Origin of the sequence: Streptomyces sp. P9(2023) (genome assembly GCF_032436795.1) — a bacterium.
Lineage (GTDB): Bacteria > Actinomycetota > Actinomycetes > Streptomycetales > Streptomycetaceae > Streptomyces.
The window spans coordinates 1-18,880 of sequence record NZ_JAUPWM010000018.1 but is presented as its reverse complement, the minus strand read 5'-3'; the positions used below and the strand labels follow the sequence as shown (position 1 = coordinate 18,880).

Here is an 18,880-nt window from a genome sequence, read left to right as displayed (position 1 = left end):
CTTCCCGCTTCTGCTTCCGGCTTCTGTTTCTGGCTTCTGACTTCTCGCTTCTGAACTTCCGAGGGAGGACCTGGATGGCCGCACTCCGCCGCTCCGCACGCACGGCACGCTCGGCACGTTTCACCCCCGTCTTCGACCCGGATTTCGGCGACCGCGCGCTCACCGAGGCGCGGCACGACATCGTGATCGGCCGCTGGCAGGGTGTACGGGACCTGCTGCGCGAGACGGGCGAGGACTGGTCGCGCCGGACGCACCGGGTACGGCTCCTCGCGCACGCCGCCGCGGGCAGTTCGCTGGTGGAGGCGTGGCGGGCGGCGGAGCCGGACAGCCCGGACGCGGCGGTGCTGCGGGCGGCGACCGAGGTGGTACGGGTCTTCGACACGGCGATCGCGGCCGGGCGGGGCACGGCGGTGGACCGGGGGCGGGTCGACCGGACGGTCGACGCGTGTCTGCGGGCGGCGGAGGCGGCGCCCGCGGACCCGATGCCGTGGGTCTCGCTGCTCTCGGTGGTACGGCTGTACGAGGGCGGGGTGCCGCGCCGCCAACTGCGGCAGTGGTTCGACGAGCTGCGGCACCGGGACCCGTACAACACCGAGGGTCACGCCCAGGTGATGCGCTACCTGTCGGCGCGGTGGCACGGCACGCACGGGGCGATGTACGACTTCGCGCGGGACGCGGCGGGCGTGGCGCCGCCCGGCTCGCCGCTGCCGGTGCTTGTGCAGGTGGCGCGGGTGGAGGAGTACCGCTACATCGCGGACGGGGCGCTCGGGCGGGGTCCGGTGCGCGGATTCGACCAGCACTGGAAGCACGAGCTGGCGGTGGACGAGCTGCGGCGGACCTTCGAGCGCTGGATCGGCGGCCGGGAGCCGGGCGGCGCGGTGGCACCGGAGGAGGTGCCGGACCTCAACTACCTTGCTCACGCGGCCTGTTACGCGGGGCAGGCGGAGACGGCGCGGGAGCTGCTCGGGATGCTCGGCACGCGGGCGGCGTGGGTGCCGTGGGCGTACACGGGCGACCCGGAGGAGCAGTTCGTACGGTTCAGGGAGGGCCTGGGTGTGACGTGAGGGACTCCGGCTGAGATTTCGGTCTGGCCCGAGGGGGTGATGTGAGGGGCGGTGCCGCGCCCCTCACATCACGACCTCATTCGGCTCAGACGCCGATGTTGCCGCCGTCGCGACGCCAGACGGAGACGACCGACGGGCGGACGATCTTGCCGGGTCCGTCCGGCCACTCCGACTTCGGGTTCTCGACGGAGGCGCCGTCGATCTCGCCCGGGTGCTGGACGGCGACGAGGACGCGGCGGTCCTGGATGATCGGACCGCAGGTCTCGGCGCCCTTGGGGACGGTGAGGAACTGCTTCAGCTCACCGCGCCGCTCGCCCTGCGTGGCGACACCGAACAGACCGTCGTGCGAGCCGAGCTGGTTGCCGTCGGTGGCGATCCACAGGTTGCCGTGCGGGTCGAAGGCGACGTTGTCCGGGCAGGAGATCGGGGAGACCTTCTCCTTGGGGAAGCCGGCGAAGTAGGTGGCCGGGTCGTTCGGGTCGCCGGCGACGAGGAAGAGCCGCCAGGCGAAGCCGTCGTTGGCCGGGTCGTCGAAGTTCTCGGCGAGCTCCAGGATCTGGCCGTGCTTGTTCAGGTTGCGCGGGTTGGCCTCGTCGGCGCCCGGGTTGGTGCCCTTGCCGCGGTTGGTGTTGTTGGTGAGCGCGACGTAGACGCGGCCGGTGCGCGGGGACGGCTCGACGTCCTCGGGGCGGTCCATCTTGGTGGCGCCGACCTTGTCACCGGCGAGGCGGGTGAAGACGTACACCTCCTCGGCGGTCATGCCCTCGACGTGCGAGACGTTGCCGGTGGCCAGCGGGATCCAGACGCCGGAACCGTCGAACTCGCCGTCGCTCGGGTGCTTGCCGGTGCCGTCGATCTGGACGGCCGGGGAGTCGCCGGTCAGCTTGGCGACGTAGAGGGTGCCCTCGTCGAGGAGGGTGAGGTTGTGCTCGCGGGCGGCGCGCGTGTCGCCCTTCATCATCCGCTTCGAGGAGACGAACTTGTAGAAGTAGTCGAAGCGCTCGTCGTCGCCCATGTAGACGACGGGGCGGCCGTCCTCGGTGAGGCGGGGCTGCGCGGCCTCGTGCTTGAAGCGGCCGAGCGCGGTGCGCTTCTTCGGGGTCGACTCGGGGTCGTACGGGTCGAGCTCGACGACCCAGCCCTGGCGGTGGACCTCGTTGGGCTCCTGGGCGAGGTCGAAGCGCTTGTCGAACCGCTCCCACTTGCGCTCGGAGGCGCCGGTGCCGATGCCGTAGCGCTTGTCGGTGGCGCTGGAGCCGTTGGCGAAGTACTGGTTGAAGTTCTCCTCGCCGTGCAGCGTGGTGCCCCACGGGGTGGTGCCGCCGGCGCAGTTGTTGAGGGTGCCGAGGACCTTGCGGCCGGACGGGTCGGCCGAGGTCTTCAGGAGCGCGGAGCCGGCGGCCGGGCCGGTCAGCTCGAACTCGCTGGTGGTGTGGAGGCGGCGGTTGAGCTCGTGCCGGGTGACGGCCGTGAGCTTGCCGGAACGGTTCTCCTCCTGGACGACGACGACGGAGAGACCGTGGGCGGCCCAGGCGATCTCGACCTGCTCGCGGGTCGGGTCGGCGGCGTCGTAGCCCTTGAACATCAGGATTTCGTCGGTGTACTCGTGGTTGGCGACGAGCAGCTGACGGTCCCGCTCCCCGTGGAGGGGGAGGAGGCTCAGGAAGTCGTTGTTGTAGCCGAACTGACCGGCCTGCGCGGCGGCGCTGTGCTTGTCGGCGTCGAAGGCCGGGGCGCCGCGGAGGATCGGCTCGCCCCAGCGGATGACGACGCTCTGGTCGTAGCCGGTCGGGACGGTGACCTTGTCGGCGGTGTTGGGCGCGACGGGCGTGAAGCGCAGACCGCGGGCGCCGTCGCCGGGGCGGCGGCTCTTGGCGGCGGCCGCGGCGGCGCCGCTGGCGGAGCCGTTGGGGGAGCCGGCCGCGACGGCGGGCGTGGAGCCCGAACCGAGGACGGCGCCGCCGGCGGCGGCGGCGACGGTCACGACGGCGGCCGCGCGCACCATGGAGCGGCGGGAGAGGGCGCCGGCTATGACGTCGCCGACGTACTCGTTGTCGCTGGTGTTGGGCACCTCGTGGAAGCAGGCGTCACCACAACGGAACCGGCAGGTGAGGGCGGAACGGCCGCCTCCGTGCGGGTTGGTGCTCAGCAGCGGCAGCAGTTTGCGCACTTGGTCCTCCTCCGGCGCGAAGAGCGCCGCCCCTTGGTCCCGACGTGCTGTCGGGAATTGGTCCGGCGGTGACGTTATGTGCACACATCTGCACGGGGGAGGCCGTGAAGTGAACGCCGAATGAATGAGCGGGAACGGGGGTTGATGGGGGCTCGGTTGGTCGCGGCGCGGCGGTGGCGTTGGGGGTGCGTGTTGATCGCTGGGCGGGGGGGGGTGTTGCTCGCTGCACGTGACCGGCGCGCAGGGGCTGTCAGGCCCGGCACGCAGGGCTTTTGACACGCGCGCGCCCCGGCGCGTGACACAGCCCCGCGCACCTACGTGACCCACCGGGGGCGACACACCCGGGGCCGCTAACCTTACGTGTCCGCCCTGGCCAGGGATGATTCCTCCCAGTACGGACATTCACCGCACTCAACTCATGCGAAAGGCCTCGCCCATGGGCATTCGGAGCTTGCTGCGCAAGGTGTTCGGACGCGATCGTGCGGAACAGCACGCTGTTTCCCCGGCAACCTCCGTCCCGCCCCAGGCGGCCCCGACCGGTGAGGGGGACGGGGCGCGGTCGACGACGACCCCGACGGCGTCCCCGTCGGTCGTGTCGCCGGCGGCGACGACCGCGTCCCCGGCTTCGGCCACCGCTTCGGCCACCGCTTCGGGCCCGCCGGCCAGGACGGCCGCGGAGGCGGACGCGGCCCAGCGGGCGGCGGACGACCTGGTGGCAGCCGCCTTCGACAACCCGAAGGTCCCGGCGGCGAGAACGGCGAGCTCGCCCGCCCGCGCGAAGACGTCTGCGGAGCCGCAGGTCGACTCGGCCGAGCCGGTCACCGCCGAGGAGACGGTTGCCTCCGAGGCGGAGGCGGTGACCGTCACCCCGGCGACGGAGGCCGTCGCGGACGAGACCGTTGCCGAGGAGCCGGCCGCCGAGGAGGCAGTCGCCGAGCAGGTCGCGGCGCCGACGGCGGAGCCCGCCGCGGGGGGCGAGGCCGTCTCCGAGCCGGCGGAGCCGCAGGCGTCGGAGGCAGTCGCGGCGGAGCCGCAGACCGAGACGACGGACGAGCCCGAGGCTCAGGAGGCCGCCGCCCCGGCGGCCGAGGACGCCTCGCCGGCCGAGCAGATCGCGGCGGAGCCGCAGGCCGAGCAGCCCGAGGCTCAGGAGGCCGCCGCCGTGGCGGACGCGTCCGAGGTGGAGGAAGCTCCGGCCGCCGTCGAGGCCCCTGCCACGCAGGAAGCCGACGCCCCGGCCGAGGTCGAGGCCCCGCCGACGGCTGAGGCCAACGACAACGACAACGCGCCCGCCGCCGAGGTCGTGGCGGAGCCGCAGGCCGAGACCACGGACGAGCCCGCGGCCGAGGAGGCCGACACGGCGCCGGAGGCGGAGACGGTCGAGGAGCCCGCGCCGGCCGAGCAGGTCACGGCGGAGCCGTCGACCGACGAGGCCGAGCCCGAGGCCGCCCCGGCCGCCGCCGAGCCCACGGACGTCCCGGAAGCCGCCGCCCCGGCGGAGGCCACCGAGGGCACCCCGTCGGCCGAGCAGACCGAGGAGCCCGAGGCCGGGCCCGAGCCCGTTGTCGCTGCTGACGACGACGAGCCGACCGAGCCCGTCACGGCGGAGCCGGAGGCCGGCACGGCGCCCGAGCCCGTCGCCGACGAGCAGGAGGCCGACGTCCCGGCGCCCGCCGAGCCCGAGGCAACCCCGGTCGCCGCCCAGGCCGAGCCCACCCCCGCCGAACCGGCGCCCTCCACCCGCACCAGCGGCACCACCCCCCTCACGGACGACGCCCCTCAGCTGGTCGACGCGTACGCCGCCGCCGGGGCGGCGCTCACGGAGCGGGGGATCGTCGACCGGCGCGCGGCCGTGTATCTCGTCGTGGACCGGTCCGGTTCGATGCGTGGGTACTTCAAGGACGGGTCCGTGCAGCGGCTCGCCGAGCAGACCGTCGCGCTCGCCGCCCACCTCACCGAGGACGCCGCCGTCACCGCCGTCTTCTTCTCCACCGACATCGACGGCACCGCCGAACTCCGCCCGGCCGGCATCGACGGCCGCATCGACGAGATCAACGCGGGCCTCGGCCGCCTGGGCCGTACCAACTACCACCGCGCCGTCGAAGAGGTCCTCGCCCACCACGAGAAGGCCGACCCCACCCGCCCCGCCCTCGTCGTCTTCCAGACCGACGGCGCCCCCGAGTCCAAGACGGCCGCCGCCCAGGCGCTCGCCGAGGCCGCCGAGCGCCCGATCCACTGGCAGTTCGTGGCGTGGGGCGAGGAGGACAACAAGGCCTTCGACTACCTCCGTAAGCTCACCGCCCCCCGTACCGGCACCTTCCTCGCCGGCCCGACCCCCTCCGAGACCGCCCACGCCGACTTCTACCGCGGGCTGCTCGCCAGCTGGGAAGCCTGACCCGAAGGCACATCGGGCCTGGTGGTGACCGGCAACGTCACCGTCACCACCAGGCCCCCGCCCTCCCCCTCCCCCCGCGCCACCGCACCGACCGTCCCCCCGTGCGCCACCGCGATCGACCGGACGATCGACAGGCCGAGGCCCGCCCCCGGCCCCATCCGGTCGCGCCCCTCCCCCCGCCGGAACGGCTCGAACAGCCCCGGTACGTCATCGGCGGCGACCACCGGCCCCGTGTTGACGACGGTCACCACCCCACCGGCCACACGGACCTCCACCGCCCCGCCCGGCACGTTGTACGCGACCGCGTTCGCGACGAGGTTCCGTACGAGCTGCCCGAGCAGCACCTTGCTCCCTCGTACGACACCGGCGTCACCGGCGTCACACTCCACCCCGTACCCTTCGCACTCCTCCGCGACCACCGCCCCCAGCCGCACCTCCTCCCGCGCCTCAAGGCCCCGCTCGCTCCGCGCGAGCACCAGCAGCCCCTCGATGAGGCGCTCGCTGCGCCGGTTGCTGTCCAGGAGCACCTGCTTGACCTCGGTCGAGTCGTCGAGACCGATCTGGATCGCGGCGCGCTGCGTGGCGAGCGGGGTCCGCAGCTCGTGCGAGGCGTTCGCGATGAACCGCCGCTGACTGTCGAACGCCGCCTCCAGCCGACCCAGCAGCGCGTCGATCGTGTCGCCGAGCTCCTTCAGCTCGTCGTCGGGCCCACGCGCCCCGATCCGGTCATGCAGGTTCCGCTCCGAGAGCCGCCGCGCCCGCGCAGTCATCTCGTGCACCGGTCGCAGCACCCGCCCGGCCGTCCACCACCCCACCGCCACCGCGCCGAAGGCCATGACGACGAGCGCGAGGCAGGACCACATGAGCATCTGCTCGCCCGCCGCCCGGCTGACGTCGTCGCTCAGCCGGTACGCGGTGACCGTCTCGAACGGCGCCACCACCCGCACCCGCGCCGCGATCGCCTCCGCCTCCCCCTCCGTACCGGCCCGGGACAGCAGGTTCACGACGGTGAGCAGACACCCCCCGAGGACGACGAAGACACCCCCGTAGACCAGCGCGATCCGCGTACGGATGGTGGATCCGGACCCAAGCAATCCACTGCTCACAGCGCGTACCCCACTCCCTGCACCGTCCTGATCAGCCCCGGCTCCCCGAGCTTCCCGCGCAGCTTGCTCATGCAGACCCGTACCGCGCCCGTGAACGGATCGGTGTGCGCGTCCCAGGCCCGTTCCAGGAGCTCCTCGGCGGAGACGGTCGCGCCGTCCGCCTCCAGCAGGATCTGGAGTACGGAGAACTCCTTCGGCGACAGGTCGAGCGCCCGCCCGTCCCGCGTCACCTCGCGCCGTACGGTGTCCATGGCCACCCCCGCCCGCTCAAGCCTCGGCGGTACGGGCCGGGCGCTGCGCCGCCGCAGCGCGCGCACCCGGGACACCAGCTCGGGGAACTCGAAGGGCTTGCCCAGGTAGTCGTCCGCGCCGAGATCGAGCCCCTCGATCCGGTCCTCGGTGGTGGCCGACGCGGTCAGCATCAGGATCCGGGTCCGAGCCGTCCGGGCGACGAGCGCGCGGGCCACGTCGTCGCCGTGGACGCGGGGCAGGTCGCGGTCGAGGACGACGACGTCGTAGTCGTGCAGGCCCAGGTAGGCGAGGGCGGCGTCGCCGCTGTAGACGGTGTCGACGGCGAAGCCGGCCCGCCGCAGGCCGGTGGCCAGGAGCTCCGCGAGGACCTCCTCGTCCTCGGCGACAAGTACGCGCATGATCTCTTCCTCGCTGCCGGCCACGTCTCTTTCTAAGCGGGCCAACGTTTCCCGAACCTCTCCGTGCTCCCACCCCCTGGTATCGATGTGAGTGGATCTTCGTACGCCCGTTAGGATTTCGACCATGGCGGCCACTGGATCCGAGAAGCAGGGGGCGAAGGCGTTCTACGTCTCGACCCCCATCTACTACGTCAACGACGCTCCTCACCTGGGCCACGCCTACACGACCGTCGCAGGCGACGTGCTCACGCGCTGGCACCGTCAGCGCGGCGAGAAGGTGTGGTACCTCACCGGCACGGACGAGCACGGTCAGAAGATCATGCGCACGGCCGAGGCGAACAACGTCACGCCCCAGGCCTGGTGCGACAAGCTCGTCGAGGAGGCCTGGAAGCCCCTCTGGGAGCACCTGAACATCGCGAACGACGACTTCATCCGTACGACGGAGAAGCGGCACACGGATCGCGTCCAGGAGTTCGTGCAGGACCTGTACGACAAGGACGAGATCTACAAGGGCGGGTACGAAGGCCCGTACTGCGTGGGCTGTGAGGAGTACAAGCTCCCCGGCGATCTCATCGAGGCGGAGGACGGCACGAAGCTGTGCGCCGTCCACAAGAAGCCGGTGGAGATCCTCAAGGAGGAGAACTACTTCTTCAAGCTGAGCGAGTACGGCCCGAAGCTGCTGGAGTTCTACGAGGCGAACCCGGGCTTCATCCAGCCGGAGTCGGCGCGCAACGAGGTCGTGAACTTCGTCAAGCAGGGCCTTGAGGACCTGTCGATCTCGCGCTCGACGTTCGACTGGGGCGTCCCGGTGCCGTGGGACGACAAGCACGTCATCTACGTGTGGATCGACGCGCTCCTGAACTACGCGACGGCGGTCGGCTACAACGAGAACCCGGAGAAGTTCGACGAGACCTTCCCGGCCAACGTCCACCTCATCGGCAAGGACATCCTGCGCTTCCACGCGGTGATCTGGCCGGCGATGCTGATGGCGCAGGGCCTGCCTGTCCCGGGCAGGGTGGCCGCGAACGGCTGGCTGATGGTCGGCGGCGAGAAGATGTCGAAGTCGAACCTGACCGGCATCAAGCCGCAGGACCTGACCTCGCACTTCGGCGTGGACGCGTACCGCTGGTACTTCCTGCGCGCGATCGCGTTCGGCCAGGACGGCTCGTTCTCGTGGGAGGACTTCACCGCCCGCTACACGAGCGAGCTGGCGAACGACTACGGCAACCTGGCGTCGCGCGTCGCGGCGATGGTCGGCAAGTACTTCGAGGGCGCCCTGCCGGCCGCGGCGGCCGACGGTGACGCGGAGAGGGCGATCCACGAGGGCCTGGCGAAGGCCGTCGCGACGGCCGACCAGAAGATCGGCGAGGAGCTGGACTTCCAGGGCGGCATCCTGGCGATCTTCGACTTCGTGAAGCAGGTCAACGGCTACATCACGGAGCAGGAGCCGTGGAAGGTGGCGAAGGACGACTCGCCGGAGGGCCAGGCCCGTCTGGCGACGATCCTCTACACGGCGGCCGAGTCCCTCCGGGGCGTCGCGGTCCTGCTGAACGCGATCATGCCGGAGACCTCCCAGCAGCTCTGGGACTCCCTGGGCGCGGAGGCCTCCCTCGGCGCGCTGGCGGCCCAGCCGGTCCAGTCGGCCGGCGAGTGGGGCCAGCTCCCGGCGGGCGCGACGGTGACGAAGGGCGCGGTGCTGTTCCCGCGCCTGGAGGAACCGAAGAAGGACTGACGTACTGACGGTACGTACGTACGCACACGCCTGTGGCCGCCGCCTCCGTTTCCGGGGTCGGCGGCCACGGCCGTTGATCAGACCGCGTCCGGGTGGCCGAACAGGACCGGTCGCCACGGCGGTTGGCATACGGTCTAGGGCATGTCCATGCCGCCGCCCTCAGGGCCTTACGCACACCAGAGCCCCCCGCACCCGGCGTACCCGCCCCCGGCGTACCCGCAGCCGGCGTACCCGCAGCCGAATCCGTACGGGCCCGGCCCCGCGCAATCGCCGTACCACCCGCCGCAGGGTGCCTGGGGCGCGCCCCCGCCCCCACCTCCGCCGAAGAAGAACCGGACCGGTCTGATCCTCGGGATCGTCGCCGCGTCCATCGCCGGTGTGGTGACGCTTTCATGGATCGGTAACGGGGCCCTCCGGGGCGGCGCGGGCTCTGCGGCCGCCTACCCCGCCGCAACGCACCGGCTCGCCCTCCCGAAGACGCTGTTGGACGGCCGGTACACACTCGCCGACGACCGCTCGGGCCAGGCCGACGCCGGGCTCGACAACGCGAGCGAGGCAGTCATCCGCGACCCGAAGGGCGTGATGGGCCAGTACACGAGCGCCGGGGAGGGCGGGGCCGGGGTTCTGGTCGTCTCCGGCCTGTACGGGCGGATCAAGGATCCGGACCTGGCCAGGGAGAAGATCCTCAAGGGTGCCGGCGACTCGGCGGGCACCAGCGTGCTCGTCCCGCCGAAGGACGTCACCCCGTCCGGGGCGGATACGACGGTGACATGCCAGATCCTGGCCACGGAGCAGTCGGGCGGAGGCCGGGTGACCTACCCCATGTGCGCATGGGCGGACGACAACACCAACGCCGCCGTCGCCGAGATGACGGCGGAGTCCGCCGGCCTGAACCCGGAGTCCGTCGACCTGACGAAGGCGGCCCAGACCACCCTCAAGGTCCGCGAGGAGACGCGCCGCCCACTCGGCTGACCGCGGAGCCGGCGCCGGTAGCGGGCGGCGGCGAGGCCGAAGACGGCGTCAGCATGTGTACGCAGGCGGGGAGACCCGGAATCCAGAAGGCTGGGTTCCGGTTTTCTCGTGACGGCGAGGGTCAGTGCGCCCAGTCCTTGAGCGGTCCGGTGTCCAGGTCGAAGCCCACCGGGTCCGGAAGCGTGACCGTCTTGCCCGAAGGTCACGGCCGTGACCACGTCGTAGCGGCCTTCGCCGGGCTGCGAGTGGACCCTGACCTCGCCGTTCGCGCGGTCGATCAGCAGGTAGACGGGGATGCCGGCCTCGGCGTACGCGCCGAGCCTTCACCCCCGTGGGTGACACAGCCGGTTCACAAGCGGTCACGAACGGCCCAGGTCCCGGGCCTGGCGTGCCGCGCATGAGCGTGAGTCGTGAGGGACGCGGGGATTGCCTGTGCCGCCGGTTGCCGGGTTGCCGGCCGGGGGCGAGGTGGCGCTCGCGCCGGTGCCGGTGGATCGGGGGGCTTTGTGGTGGCCCGCGGAGCGGGACATGGTGCGGGCGGGTGGGGGCCAGGTCCTGGATACCCGGGCCGTGTGGCCGTTGGGGTTGCTTGTGGCGGGGGCCGCCCTCGGGGCGGGTGGGAGCGTGGAGGAGATCACCGGGCTCGCGCGGCAGATCGCGGCGCACCCGGACCGGCGGGCTTCCCGTACCCCCTCGCCCGGGCCGGCCGTCTCGGTCCGGTACGGGACCGCGGGCGCGAAAGGCGAGGCGCGGGCCGGATTTGCGCACGTACGGAGGGCGTTGGCGGCCCTGGACGCGGCACGGCGAGACGGTGACCGGGAGCCCCAGGCCCACACCAAGGCCCTGCTCGCCGTCATGACCACGCTTCAGGACACCGGGCTGCCGGCCGCGGCCCTGTCCCTGGACCGGCTCCGTGGTCAGGACGTGCCCGTGTGGGTCTCGTCCGGGTCGACGCCCATCGTCAGCGTGGCGACCACGCCCTCCGCGATCTTCCCCTTCGGGTACTTGAGGACGAGCAGACCGCCCTCGGCCCCGTTGCCCGGGTAGATGGTGTCCGCGTCGAGCGTCGTACGTTCCGTCGTGCTGGTGGAGTACGGCGCGACCTTCGCGGAGTCCAGGACGGCGGACTCGGCGAAGAAGAGCTGCCCGGTGTGAACGGTGCGCCCGCCTTCGTACCCGGAGGTGGTCATGGTGCCCCCGACATGCACCTTGGTGTGGATGTGGACGCACCGCCCGCGATACCACCCGGGGAAGACGGTCGTGAACGTCACGGACCCGTCCTTGTCGGTGAGCTGGGTCCCGCGCAGATACCGCTTGGAGTCACTGATCCCGGCGGTCCCACCGCCGCCACCGCCACCGCGGCTCTGACTCTCGTACCCGGAGTAGAGCCCGAGCGCGTCGCAGTGCCAGACGTCGACGGCGGCGTTCGGCAACGGCTTGCAGCTGACGGAGTCGATCACCGTCAGCTTCAGGGTCAACGGAATGCCGGTCCGGTCCTCGGTGATGTCCCGCCGGATCTTGTCGGCGTCGATGTAGTACGGCCCCTCGGTGGTCTCGGCGGTCAGCCGGTAACACCCCGCACCGGCAGCCGTCGTGGCCGCGCCAGTCGTCGCCCGGGCCGCACCACCGGACTCCTCACCCGCGCCGCCCGACTCCCCCGCCGAACACCCGGCGAGCGCCGCACCCCCCACACCCGCCACGAGCCCACCCCCGGCAAGCAGGACCCTGCGCCTCGACATGCCCGTCTTGTTTTCGCTCATGCCGGCAAGGCTAGAAACCCCGCCTGTGAAATCCCTGAGCCCCGCCTGTGAGTCGCCTTTCGGAAACGGCCTTTTGTTCGTTGCTCGTGGAAACGCTCGCATGACAGCATGTGTGAGTGACTCAGCAGGGGGACGACATACCGAGGCCTCAACGGGTCTCGAAGCTGACCGAATTGGCCGATGCTCCGCTTCCGGCGGCACCGGCGGCACCGGCCGCGGAACTGGTGGACGAACTCACGGCTGCGCGCCGGACGTTTGCGCGGTTGCTCGGCGAATTCCGGCGTACGGCCGTCCTGGTGCCGTTCGACGCGTACGGATCCCTGTGGACGGCGGACTTCAACGGCGTCCGGTGGATCTGCGCGTTCTCGGACGAGGAGGCGCTGGCGCGGTTCGCGGTGGCGCAGGGGGACGCGGGGCGGGAGTGGACGTACCGGACGGTCCTGGGCGCGCGGCTGCTGGATGTGATGGTGCCGATGCTGCCTGGTCCGGGCGGGGTGGCGCTGGACGCGGGCAGTGCGGACGGGATGGTGTTTCCGCCGGTGGCGGGGATCGTCCCGGATGATGTGGCGGTGGATCTCGGGGGAACGGGGACGCAGTGAGTGGGAGTGGGAGCGAGCCTGAGCTCGCGGCGCCGGCGGCGGCGCTGGCGGAGATCGTGAAGGGCATCGATCTGGCGCACGCCGAGCTGAAGGACCTCGGCATGATCGGCCAGGCGTCGACGGGTCGGGGATTCTCGGATCTGGCTTTGTCGGGGCTTGAGTTGGGGCACGGCGGTCTGACGTCGGAGTTCGAGACGTTCTGCAACCGGTGGGAGTGGGGCGTACGTGCGCTGACCCTGCGGGGAAACGGTTTTGCGCAGGGGGTCGGCCTGTCGGCGGGCTCGCTCGCGGAGCAGGAGCAGTACATCAAGGACTCGTTCAAGATCGGGGTGAACTCGCTCAACGGCAACCCGCATCTGTCCGAGGACGAGGTCAAGCAGATGCGCTGGGACACGATCCGTGACCAGCGCATGTGGGACAACGCCGACTACAGCCGGGAGTCGTTCACCGAGGCCCACCAGGAGGTCGAGCAGACCTGGAAGAACACCGCGTACGACGTCGAGGACTCGATGCTCGACTCGTTGGAGCGCTCGGGCGTACTGGACCCGCAGCGCCGTGACGCGGCGGACGAGGAGCTCAAGGACCTGCTCGATCCCGATCAGGCGACGATCGACCAGGCCGAGCAGCCGCGGTGGGGGGAGAGCCGCTGATGGTGGACTGGGACTGGGGCGGTCTGGCCGACAAGGCGGTCGACAAGATCGGCGACGGCATCGACAAGGGCAAGGAGCTTGTCGGTGAGGGCGTCGACTATGTGACCGACAAGGCCGGCCAGGGCCTGCGGCACTACGGGTACGACGGCCTTGCCGAGGAGGTCGAGGACTGGGGGGACAGGACCGCGTCCTCCCTGGGTGCGCAGGTCGGCGAGCAGCAGCTCGGGCAGACCGAGGAGGCGAACGAGCTCGTCCACGGCATGCCGGAGAAGATTGCCGGGGCGGTGCAGAACCTCCGGGACTTCCAGACGGCGTTCGACCTGGTCGGCGGCGGGATGAAGAAGCTGGACTCGGCCCACTGGAAGGGCGAGGCGGCCAACGCGTTCCGGGAGAAGTTCACGACGCTGCCGACCGACTGGCTCCATGCGGCGGACGCGATGGAGGACGCGGCCAAGGCGTTGGAGACGTACTCCAAGGCGGTGGTGACCGCGCAGGGCAAAGCGCGTGAGGCGATCGCGCTGTACAAGGAGGGGGACAAGGACTCCAAGTCGGCGGTCGACACGCACAACAAGAAGGTCGAGGCCTACAACGCGGCCCGCGGCGGCGACAGTCCGCTGCCGCACCCGGGGACGTACTCCGACCCGGGCAAGGCCAAGCGGCAACGCGCGCGGGAGATCCTGAACGACGCCCGGACCGCGCGGAACGAGGCCGGCGAGACCGCCAAGACCGCGGTGCGCGCGGCACTGGCGCACGCGCCCAAGGAGCCGACGGGCCGCGAGCGGGCCAAGCTCGAACTGATGGACTACGGCCTGGGCCAGAGCATCGAGCTCGCCCACATCGGCGGCGGCATGGTCAAGGGCACGGCAGGCCTGGTCAACTTCGTCCGCTCGGTGAACCCGGCCGACGCGTACAACCTGACCCACCCGGCCGAGTACTACAAGGGCGTCAACATGACGCTCGCCGGCCTGGTCTCCACGGCGGCGAACCCGGACCGGGCCCTGAAGAACGCCTGGGACGCGGCGAAGGGCGACCCGGCGGAGTTCTTCGGCCGGGTGGTGCTTGAGGTGCTGGGGACGAAGGGCGGCGGGGTCATCAAGGGCGGCCTACGAGCCGGCCTGGACTCCGCGAAGCGCCCGCCGGACGGGAAGGTCCAGGCGGACGGGAACAAGCCGAGCGGCAGCCGCCCGGACCAGGAGAAGGACCCGGCCACCGCCGGCAAGGAGTGCAGCAAGACGGAGTGTGCGGGCGACCCGATCGACATCGCGACGGGCCGCATGCTGCTGCCCCAGACGGACATCACCCTGCCCGGCTCACTTCCTCTCGTCTTCCGGCGCAATCACGACTCCTCACGCCGCTCGGGCCGTTGGTTCGGCCCGACGTGGTCGTCCACGGTGGACCAGCGGCTGGAGATCGACGCGGAGGGCGTCATCTTCAGCTGCGACGAGGGCAGCCTCCTCGCGTACCCCCACCCGGCCCCCGGCGTCCCGGTCATGCCCACGCACGGGCGGCAGTGGCCCCTGGACCGGGTCGAGGACGGCTATACGATCACCGACCCCGGCACAGGCAGGGTCTGGCACTTCACCGACCACAGCGCCGAGCTCGCGCTCCCGGCCCAGATCGACGACCGCAACGGCCGCTGGATCACCTTCGAACACGATGCGGCGGGCGCCCCGACGGCGATCGTCCACCACGGCGGGTACCACCTGAAACTCACCACGAGCGAAGGCCGCGTAACGGCCCTCCACCTCGCGGAGGCGGCAGCGGACGGATCCGACCAGGAGATCCTGCGCTACGGCTACACGGACGGCCACCTGACTGAGGTCACGAACTCCTCCGGCCGCCCGTTGCGCTTCGGGTGCGACGAGCACGGCCGGATCACCTCGTGGACGGACACCAACGGCAGCCACTACGACTACGTCTACGACGACAAGGACCGCTGCACCTATCAGTCGGGCACCAACGGACACCTCGAAGCCACGTTCACCTGGGACGACGTCGATCGCGCGACCGGACTCCGCCTGACGACGCTGACCAACAGTCTGGGCCACACCGAGCGTCGCCTGATCAACGACCGCGCCCAGGTCGTCGCGGAGATCGACGCACTGGGCGCGGTCACCCGCTCCGAGTACGACCGCCACAACCACCTCCTGGCGCGCACGGACCCGCTGGGCCACGTCAGCCGCGCCACGTATGACGAGCACGGCCACCTGACCCTCTGGGAGCGCCCGGACGGCCGCCAGGAACGAGCCGAGTACAACGAACTCGGCCTCCCGATCCGCATCGTCGGCACGGACGGCAATGTCACCCGCCAGACCTTCGACGAGCGCGGCAACCGCACGTCGGTGACGGACCCTTCGGGCGCGACGACGAAGTTCGCGTACGACGCGGCCGGCGGGCTCACGACGGTGACGGACCCACTCGGCGCCACCACCCATCTGGTCCTGGACCGCGCGGGCCTCCCGGTCTCGGTCACAGACCCGCTGGGCGCCACGACCCGCTACGAACGGGACGCCTTCGGCCGCCTGGTACGAATCACCGACCCCCTCGGCGCGGTGACGCGGCTGGAGTGGACGGTCGAGGGCCGGCCGTCCCGGCGCACCGCGCCCGACGGCACGGTGGAGTCCTGGACGTACGACGGCGAGGGCAACTGCCTCAGCCACACGGACGCGATGGGCGGCACGACCCGCTTCACGTACACCGACTTCGACCTGCTGACCTCCCGCACCGACCCGGACGGAGTCCGCCACGAGTTCTCCCACGACGCGAACCTGCGGCTGACCCGGGTGACCAACCCGCAGGGCCTGACGTGGGACTACGCCTACGACGCGGCGGGCCGACCGGTCACGGAGACGGACTTCGACGGCCGGGTTCTGAGCTACGCGTACGACGGCGCCGGCCGTCTGACGTCCCGTACGAACGCCCTGGACCAGACAGTCCACTTCGAGCTCAACGCGCTCAGCCAGGTGGTCCGCAAGGACGCGGCGGGCGCGGTCACGACGTTCGAGTACGACATCTTCGACGAACTCGCGGTGGCGACCGGCCCGGACGCGAAGCTGGAACGCCTCCGGGACCGCCACGGTCGGCTTGTCTCGGAGACCGTGAACGGCCGTACGCTCGCCTTCACTCATGACGCAGTGGGCCGCCGAACGGGACGGACGACGCCGGGCGGATCGACGAGCACATGGTCGTACGACGCGGCGGGCCGCCGCTCGGAACTGACCGCATCGGGCCGCACGCTGGCCTTCACCTACGATGCTCTGGGCCGTGAAACCTCCCGCCACATAGCCGATTTCGCCGAACTGACCTCCTCGTTCGACACGATGGGCCGCCTCACCGCGCAGGAGATCACGTCCCGGGGCAGCCGCCTCCAACACCGCGCCTACACCTACCGCGCGGACGGCGGCCTGGTCGGCATCATGGACGATCTCTCCGGTACCCGCGGCTTCGACCTGGATGTGGCGGGCCGTGTAACGGCCGTCCACGCGCACGACTGGACGGAGCGGTACGCCTACGACTCCGCCGGCAACCAGACGCAGGCGTCCTGGCCGTCGAGCCACCCGTCCCACGACTCGACCGGCCCGCGCGCCTACACGGGCACGCGTCTCACCCAAGCCGGGTCGGTCCGCTACGAACACGACGCCCAGGGCCGCACCGTCCTGCGCCAGAAGACCCGCCTCTCCCGGAAACCGGACACGTGGCGCTACGCGTGGGACGCGGAAGACCGCCTGACGTCGGTGACGACACCGGACGGCACGGTCTGGCGGTACGCGTACGACCCGCTGGGCCGCCGAATATCGAAACAGTCCGCCCTGGAGACGGTCCACTTCACGTGGGACGGCACGACCCTCTGCGAACAGACGACGGCCGACGTCACCCTCACCTGGGACCACGCAGGCCTACGCCCCCTGACCCAGACGGAACGCCGCACGGACTCGACCGACGACCGCTTCTTCGCCATCGTCACCGACCTGATCGGCACCCCGACGGAACTGGTCTCCGAATCGGGCGAAGTGGCCTGGCGCACCCGCACGACGCTCTGGGGCACAACCACCTGGAACAGATCGGCCTCGACCTACACCCCTCTCCGCTTCCCGGGCCAATACTTCGACCCGGAGTCAGGCCTCCACTACAACCACTTCCGCTACTACGACCCGGAATCGGCGCGCTACCTCAGCCAGGACCCCCTCGGCCTGGCCCCGGCGGACAATCCGAGAACGTACGTCCACAACCCGCACACGTGGAGCGACCCGCTGGGGCTCGTGCCATGTCCGGATCCGACGCACAAGTATTCGGAAACCAGACGTGAGGCATTCCGAGAGGCGAAGCGCGACCTGGGGATCCCGATGTCCCAGCACCCGGACGAACTCCGCAAGGTCCCCATGACCAATCGCAACGGACAACAGGTCATGACGGATGACGGCCGACCAGTTATAACCCGCGAATATATCTACACTCGAGCCGACGGAAGTCGCGTGATCATCCAAGATCACTCGGCAGGGCACTACTACCACGAAGGCGGCGTCGGGGATCAGGGTCGCCATCTCAACGTGAGACCCATCGAGAACCCCCGGAACGGTCATGTCCCTGGAACGGCGCGGCACTACGAGTATTGACAGGAAAAATCGATGACTTGGACCTCACTTCTCACAAACCCTTTGGGGATTGAGAATATCTACGGTGGCTACGTACCGGAGCTCACAGCCGTACACCTCCACGAAATCAACTTCAGCAGGGAGGGGCCGATGATGGCGCTAAGGTTTGACATGCCGTCCTATCCGGAAACGCCGCCTAAGAAATGGGCGGTCCAAGGCTTCAATACCGTTCAGGTGACCCTGACATTCGCCGGAGTGCAAGATGTTTCGCTGACCGGGTTCACATTCGACCCCGTGGTCGACATCGCCATGAGTCGGGGCGACGGAGTGAGATTGGAGATCCACTCGGCTTCAATCCGGCTTCGGGCATCTGCGGATGCCGCGCACATGGCAGAGATCTCCGCCTACAGGACGGTCGACGAAGACCCCTTGGCATGACTTGTACAGCCGGCCTGTCACCGTGATCGCCGCACCGAAACAGTGTGCCGGGCTATCTGTACCTCCTCGAGCCCGCCTATCCCAACGACAATGGGGACCTCATCGAATGGGCGAGACGCATGGCTGCGGCGAGGGCCAGGTCAGGTTCCCTGGCGCCTCACTCGAGAACCTGGAGAAGCACCTGCTGATACCCGAGGCGAGGTCCTGCTCGCCGGAGTGCTGGGAGCAGGTGCGTGACATCGCTGTAGGCGGCATGCAACGCCATGACCTCGCCGACGAAGCCAGGCTCCAATGGGGCCGTCTCGCCCTCTCCGCGATCTCGAAGAAGTACCGGGAGGATCTGCCCCAGCGGGCGATGGCCGAGTCAGCCAGCGTCCGTGCCTACATGATCAAGGAGTTCGGGCTCAGCAACGCTGACCCGGCCAGGAATCTCTCCGCTCTCTGTTCGGACGTCCTGCGGGACTTGGGGGGGTCGCTGGAGGTGGCCGCGCGGCTGGCGGGAGAGTGGCGGACAGCGCCACCGGAGCAGATGCTTCAACTGCGCCGTATCAAGAACATGCTGACCCCGTTGCTCCCAATCCGGGCGCTCTTGGAGGGCGATGACCCTGCCATGCAGGATATCCGCTTCTGGCTGGAACTCGTCCCGATGCTTCCTTGAGCGAGCGTTACACGCTGTCTAGTACTCCAGCTGTAGATCGTGATCCTGCTGGTGGGGGCGGGTTCGGGAACGGGTACGGCCACCGATGATCATC

The 18,880-nt window shown here is 70.4% G+C and carries 13 protein-coding genes and 2 pseudogenes; 10 read left to right on the top strand and 5 right to left on the bottom strand.

Annotation, left to right across the window (positions count from 1 at the left end; translation table 11 throughout):
• Positions 1-74 precede the first annotated feature (74 nt).
• Positions 75-1,064, top strand: a complete 990-nt coding sequence (locus tag Q5762_RS22245) for a hypothetical protein (RefSeq protein ID WP_315893960.1) — start codon at positions 75-77, stop codon at positions 1,062-1,064.
• Between the two features lie 85 nt (positions 1,065-1,149).
• On the opposite strand, the gene Q5762_RS22240 is transcribed toward Q5762_RS22245, so the two are convergent.
• Entirely contained in the window at positions 1,150-3,234 is a 2,085-nt protein-coding gene (locus Q5762_RS22240; protein ID WP_315893959.1) for a PhoX family protein, read from the bottom strand.
• Between the two features lie 436 nt (positions 3,235-3,670).
• Here Q5762_RS22240 and Q5762_RS22235 point away from each other — a divergent pair, with 436 nt between their 5' ends.
• On the top strand, positions 3,671-5,629 hold the full coding sequence (locus Q5762_RS22235) for a VWA domain-containing protein (protein ID WP_315893958.1): 1,959 nt from the start codon (positions 3,671-3,673) through the stop codon (positions 5,627-5,629).
• Here the strand turns inward: Q5762_RS22235 and Q5762_RS22230 are convergent.
• Together Q5762_RS22230 and Q5762_RS22225 are read right to left on the bottom strand one after the other, a co-directional pair.
• The gene (locus Q5762_RS22230) at positions 5,596-6,735 is read right to left on the bottom strand and encodes an ATP-binding protein (RefSeq protein WP_315893957.1); all 1,140 of its coding nucleotides are present in this window, start codon (positions 6,733-6,735) and stop codon (positions 5,596-5,598) included. The genes Q5762_RS22235 and Q5762_RS22230 overlap by 34 nt on opposite strands.
• Positions 6,732-7,385, bottom strand: coding sequence for a response regulator transcription factor (locus Q5762_RS22225; RefSeq protein WP_315893956.1), 654 nt, complete (start codon positions 7,383-7,385; stop codon positions 6,732-6,734). Before Q5762_RS22225 ends, Q5762_RS22230 begins: the two co-directional genes overlap by 4 nt.
• 124 nt (positions 7,386-7,509) lie before the next feature.
• On the opposite strand from Q5762_RS22225, the gene metG reads away from it, so the two are divergent.
• Together metG and Q5762_RS22215 are read left to right on the top strand one after the other, a co-directional pair.
• Positions 7,510-9,117 carry a methionine--tRNA ligase gene (gene metG / locus Q5762_RS22220; RefSeq protein ID WP_315893955.1) on the top strand — a complete coding sequence of 536 codons (1,608 nt, stop codon included), beginning with the start codon at positions 7,510-7,512 and terminating at the stop codon, positions 9,115-9,117.
• Positions 9,118-9,258: 141 nt separating this feature from the next.
• Positions 9,259-10,089: a hypothetical protein gene (locus tag Q5762_RS22215; RefSeq protein ID WP_315893954.1), complete on the top strand. Its 831-nt coding sequence runs from the start codon at positions 9,259-9,261 to the stop codon at positions 10,087-10,089.
• A gap of 121 nt (positions 10,090-10,210) precedes the next feature.
• On the opposite strand, the pseudogene Q5762_RS22210 reads toward Q5762_RS22215, so the two are convergent.
• Positions 10,211-10,403, bottom strand: a pseudogene (locus tag Q5762_RS22210) (Uma2 family endonuclease); the annotation flags it as partial.
• Between the two features lie 214 nt (positions 10,404-10,617).
• Between Q5762_RS22210 and Q5762_RS22205 the strand changes: the two are divergent.
• Positions 10,618-10,953 (top strand): annotated as a pseudogene (locus Q5762_RS22205) (triphosphoribosyl-dephospho-CoA synthase); the annotation flags it as partial.
• Positions 10,954-11,006: 53 nt separating this feature from the next.
• Here the strand turns inward: Q5762_RS22205 and Q5762_RS22200 are convergent.
• On the bottom strand, positions 11,007-11,849 hold the full coding sequence (locus Q5762_RS22200) for an intradiol ring-cleavage dioxygenase (protein ID WP_315893953.1): 843 nt from the start codon (positions 11,847-11,849) through the stop codon (positions 11,007-11,009).
• Positions 11,850-12,022: 173 nt separating this feature from the next.
• Between Q5762_RS22200 and Q5762_RS22195 the strand changes: the two genes are divergently transcribed.
• From Q5762_RS22195 to Q5762_RS22175, 5 genes are all read left to right on the top strand, one after another.
• Positions 12,023-12,448, top strand: a complete 426-nt coding sequence (locus Q5762_RS22195) for an SseB family protein (RefSeq protein ID WP_399495230.1) — start codon at positions 12,023-12,025, stop codon at positions 12,446-12,448.
• The gene (locus tag Q5762_RS22190) at positions 12,445-13,098 is read left to right on the top strand and encodes a hypothetical protein (RefSeq protein WP_315893951.1); all 654 of its coding nucleotides are present in this window, start codon (positions 12,445-12,447) and stop codon (positions 13,096-13,098) included. The genes Q5762_RS22195 and Q5762_RS22190 overlap by 4 nt, the downstream gene beginning before the upstream one ends.
• Complete coding sequence (locus tag Q5762_RS22185) at positions 13,098-17,711, top strand: putative T7SS-secreted protein (protein WP_315893950.1); 4,614 nt, start codon at positions 13,098-13,100, stop codon at positions 17,709-17,711. The genes Q5762_RS22190 and Q5762_RS22185 overlap by 1 nt, the downstream gene beginning before the upstream one ends.
• Before the next feature lie 12 nt (positions 17,712-17,723).
• Positions 17,724-18,128: an Imm50 family immunity protein gene (locus tag Q5762_RS22180; RefSeq protein WP_315893949.1), complete on the top strand. Its 405-nt coding sequence runs from the start codon at positions 17,724-17,726 to the stop codon at positions 18,126-18,128.
• Positions 18,129-18,234: 106 nt separating this feature from the next.
• Positions 18,235-18,786, top strand: coding sequence for a hypothetical protein (locus tag Q5762_RS22175; RefSeq protein ID WP_315893948.1), 552 nt, complete (start codon positions 18,235-18,237; stop codon positions 18,784-18,786).
• Positions 18,787-18,880 lie beyond the last annotated feature (94 nt).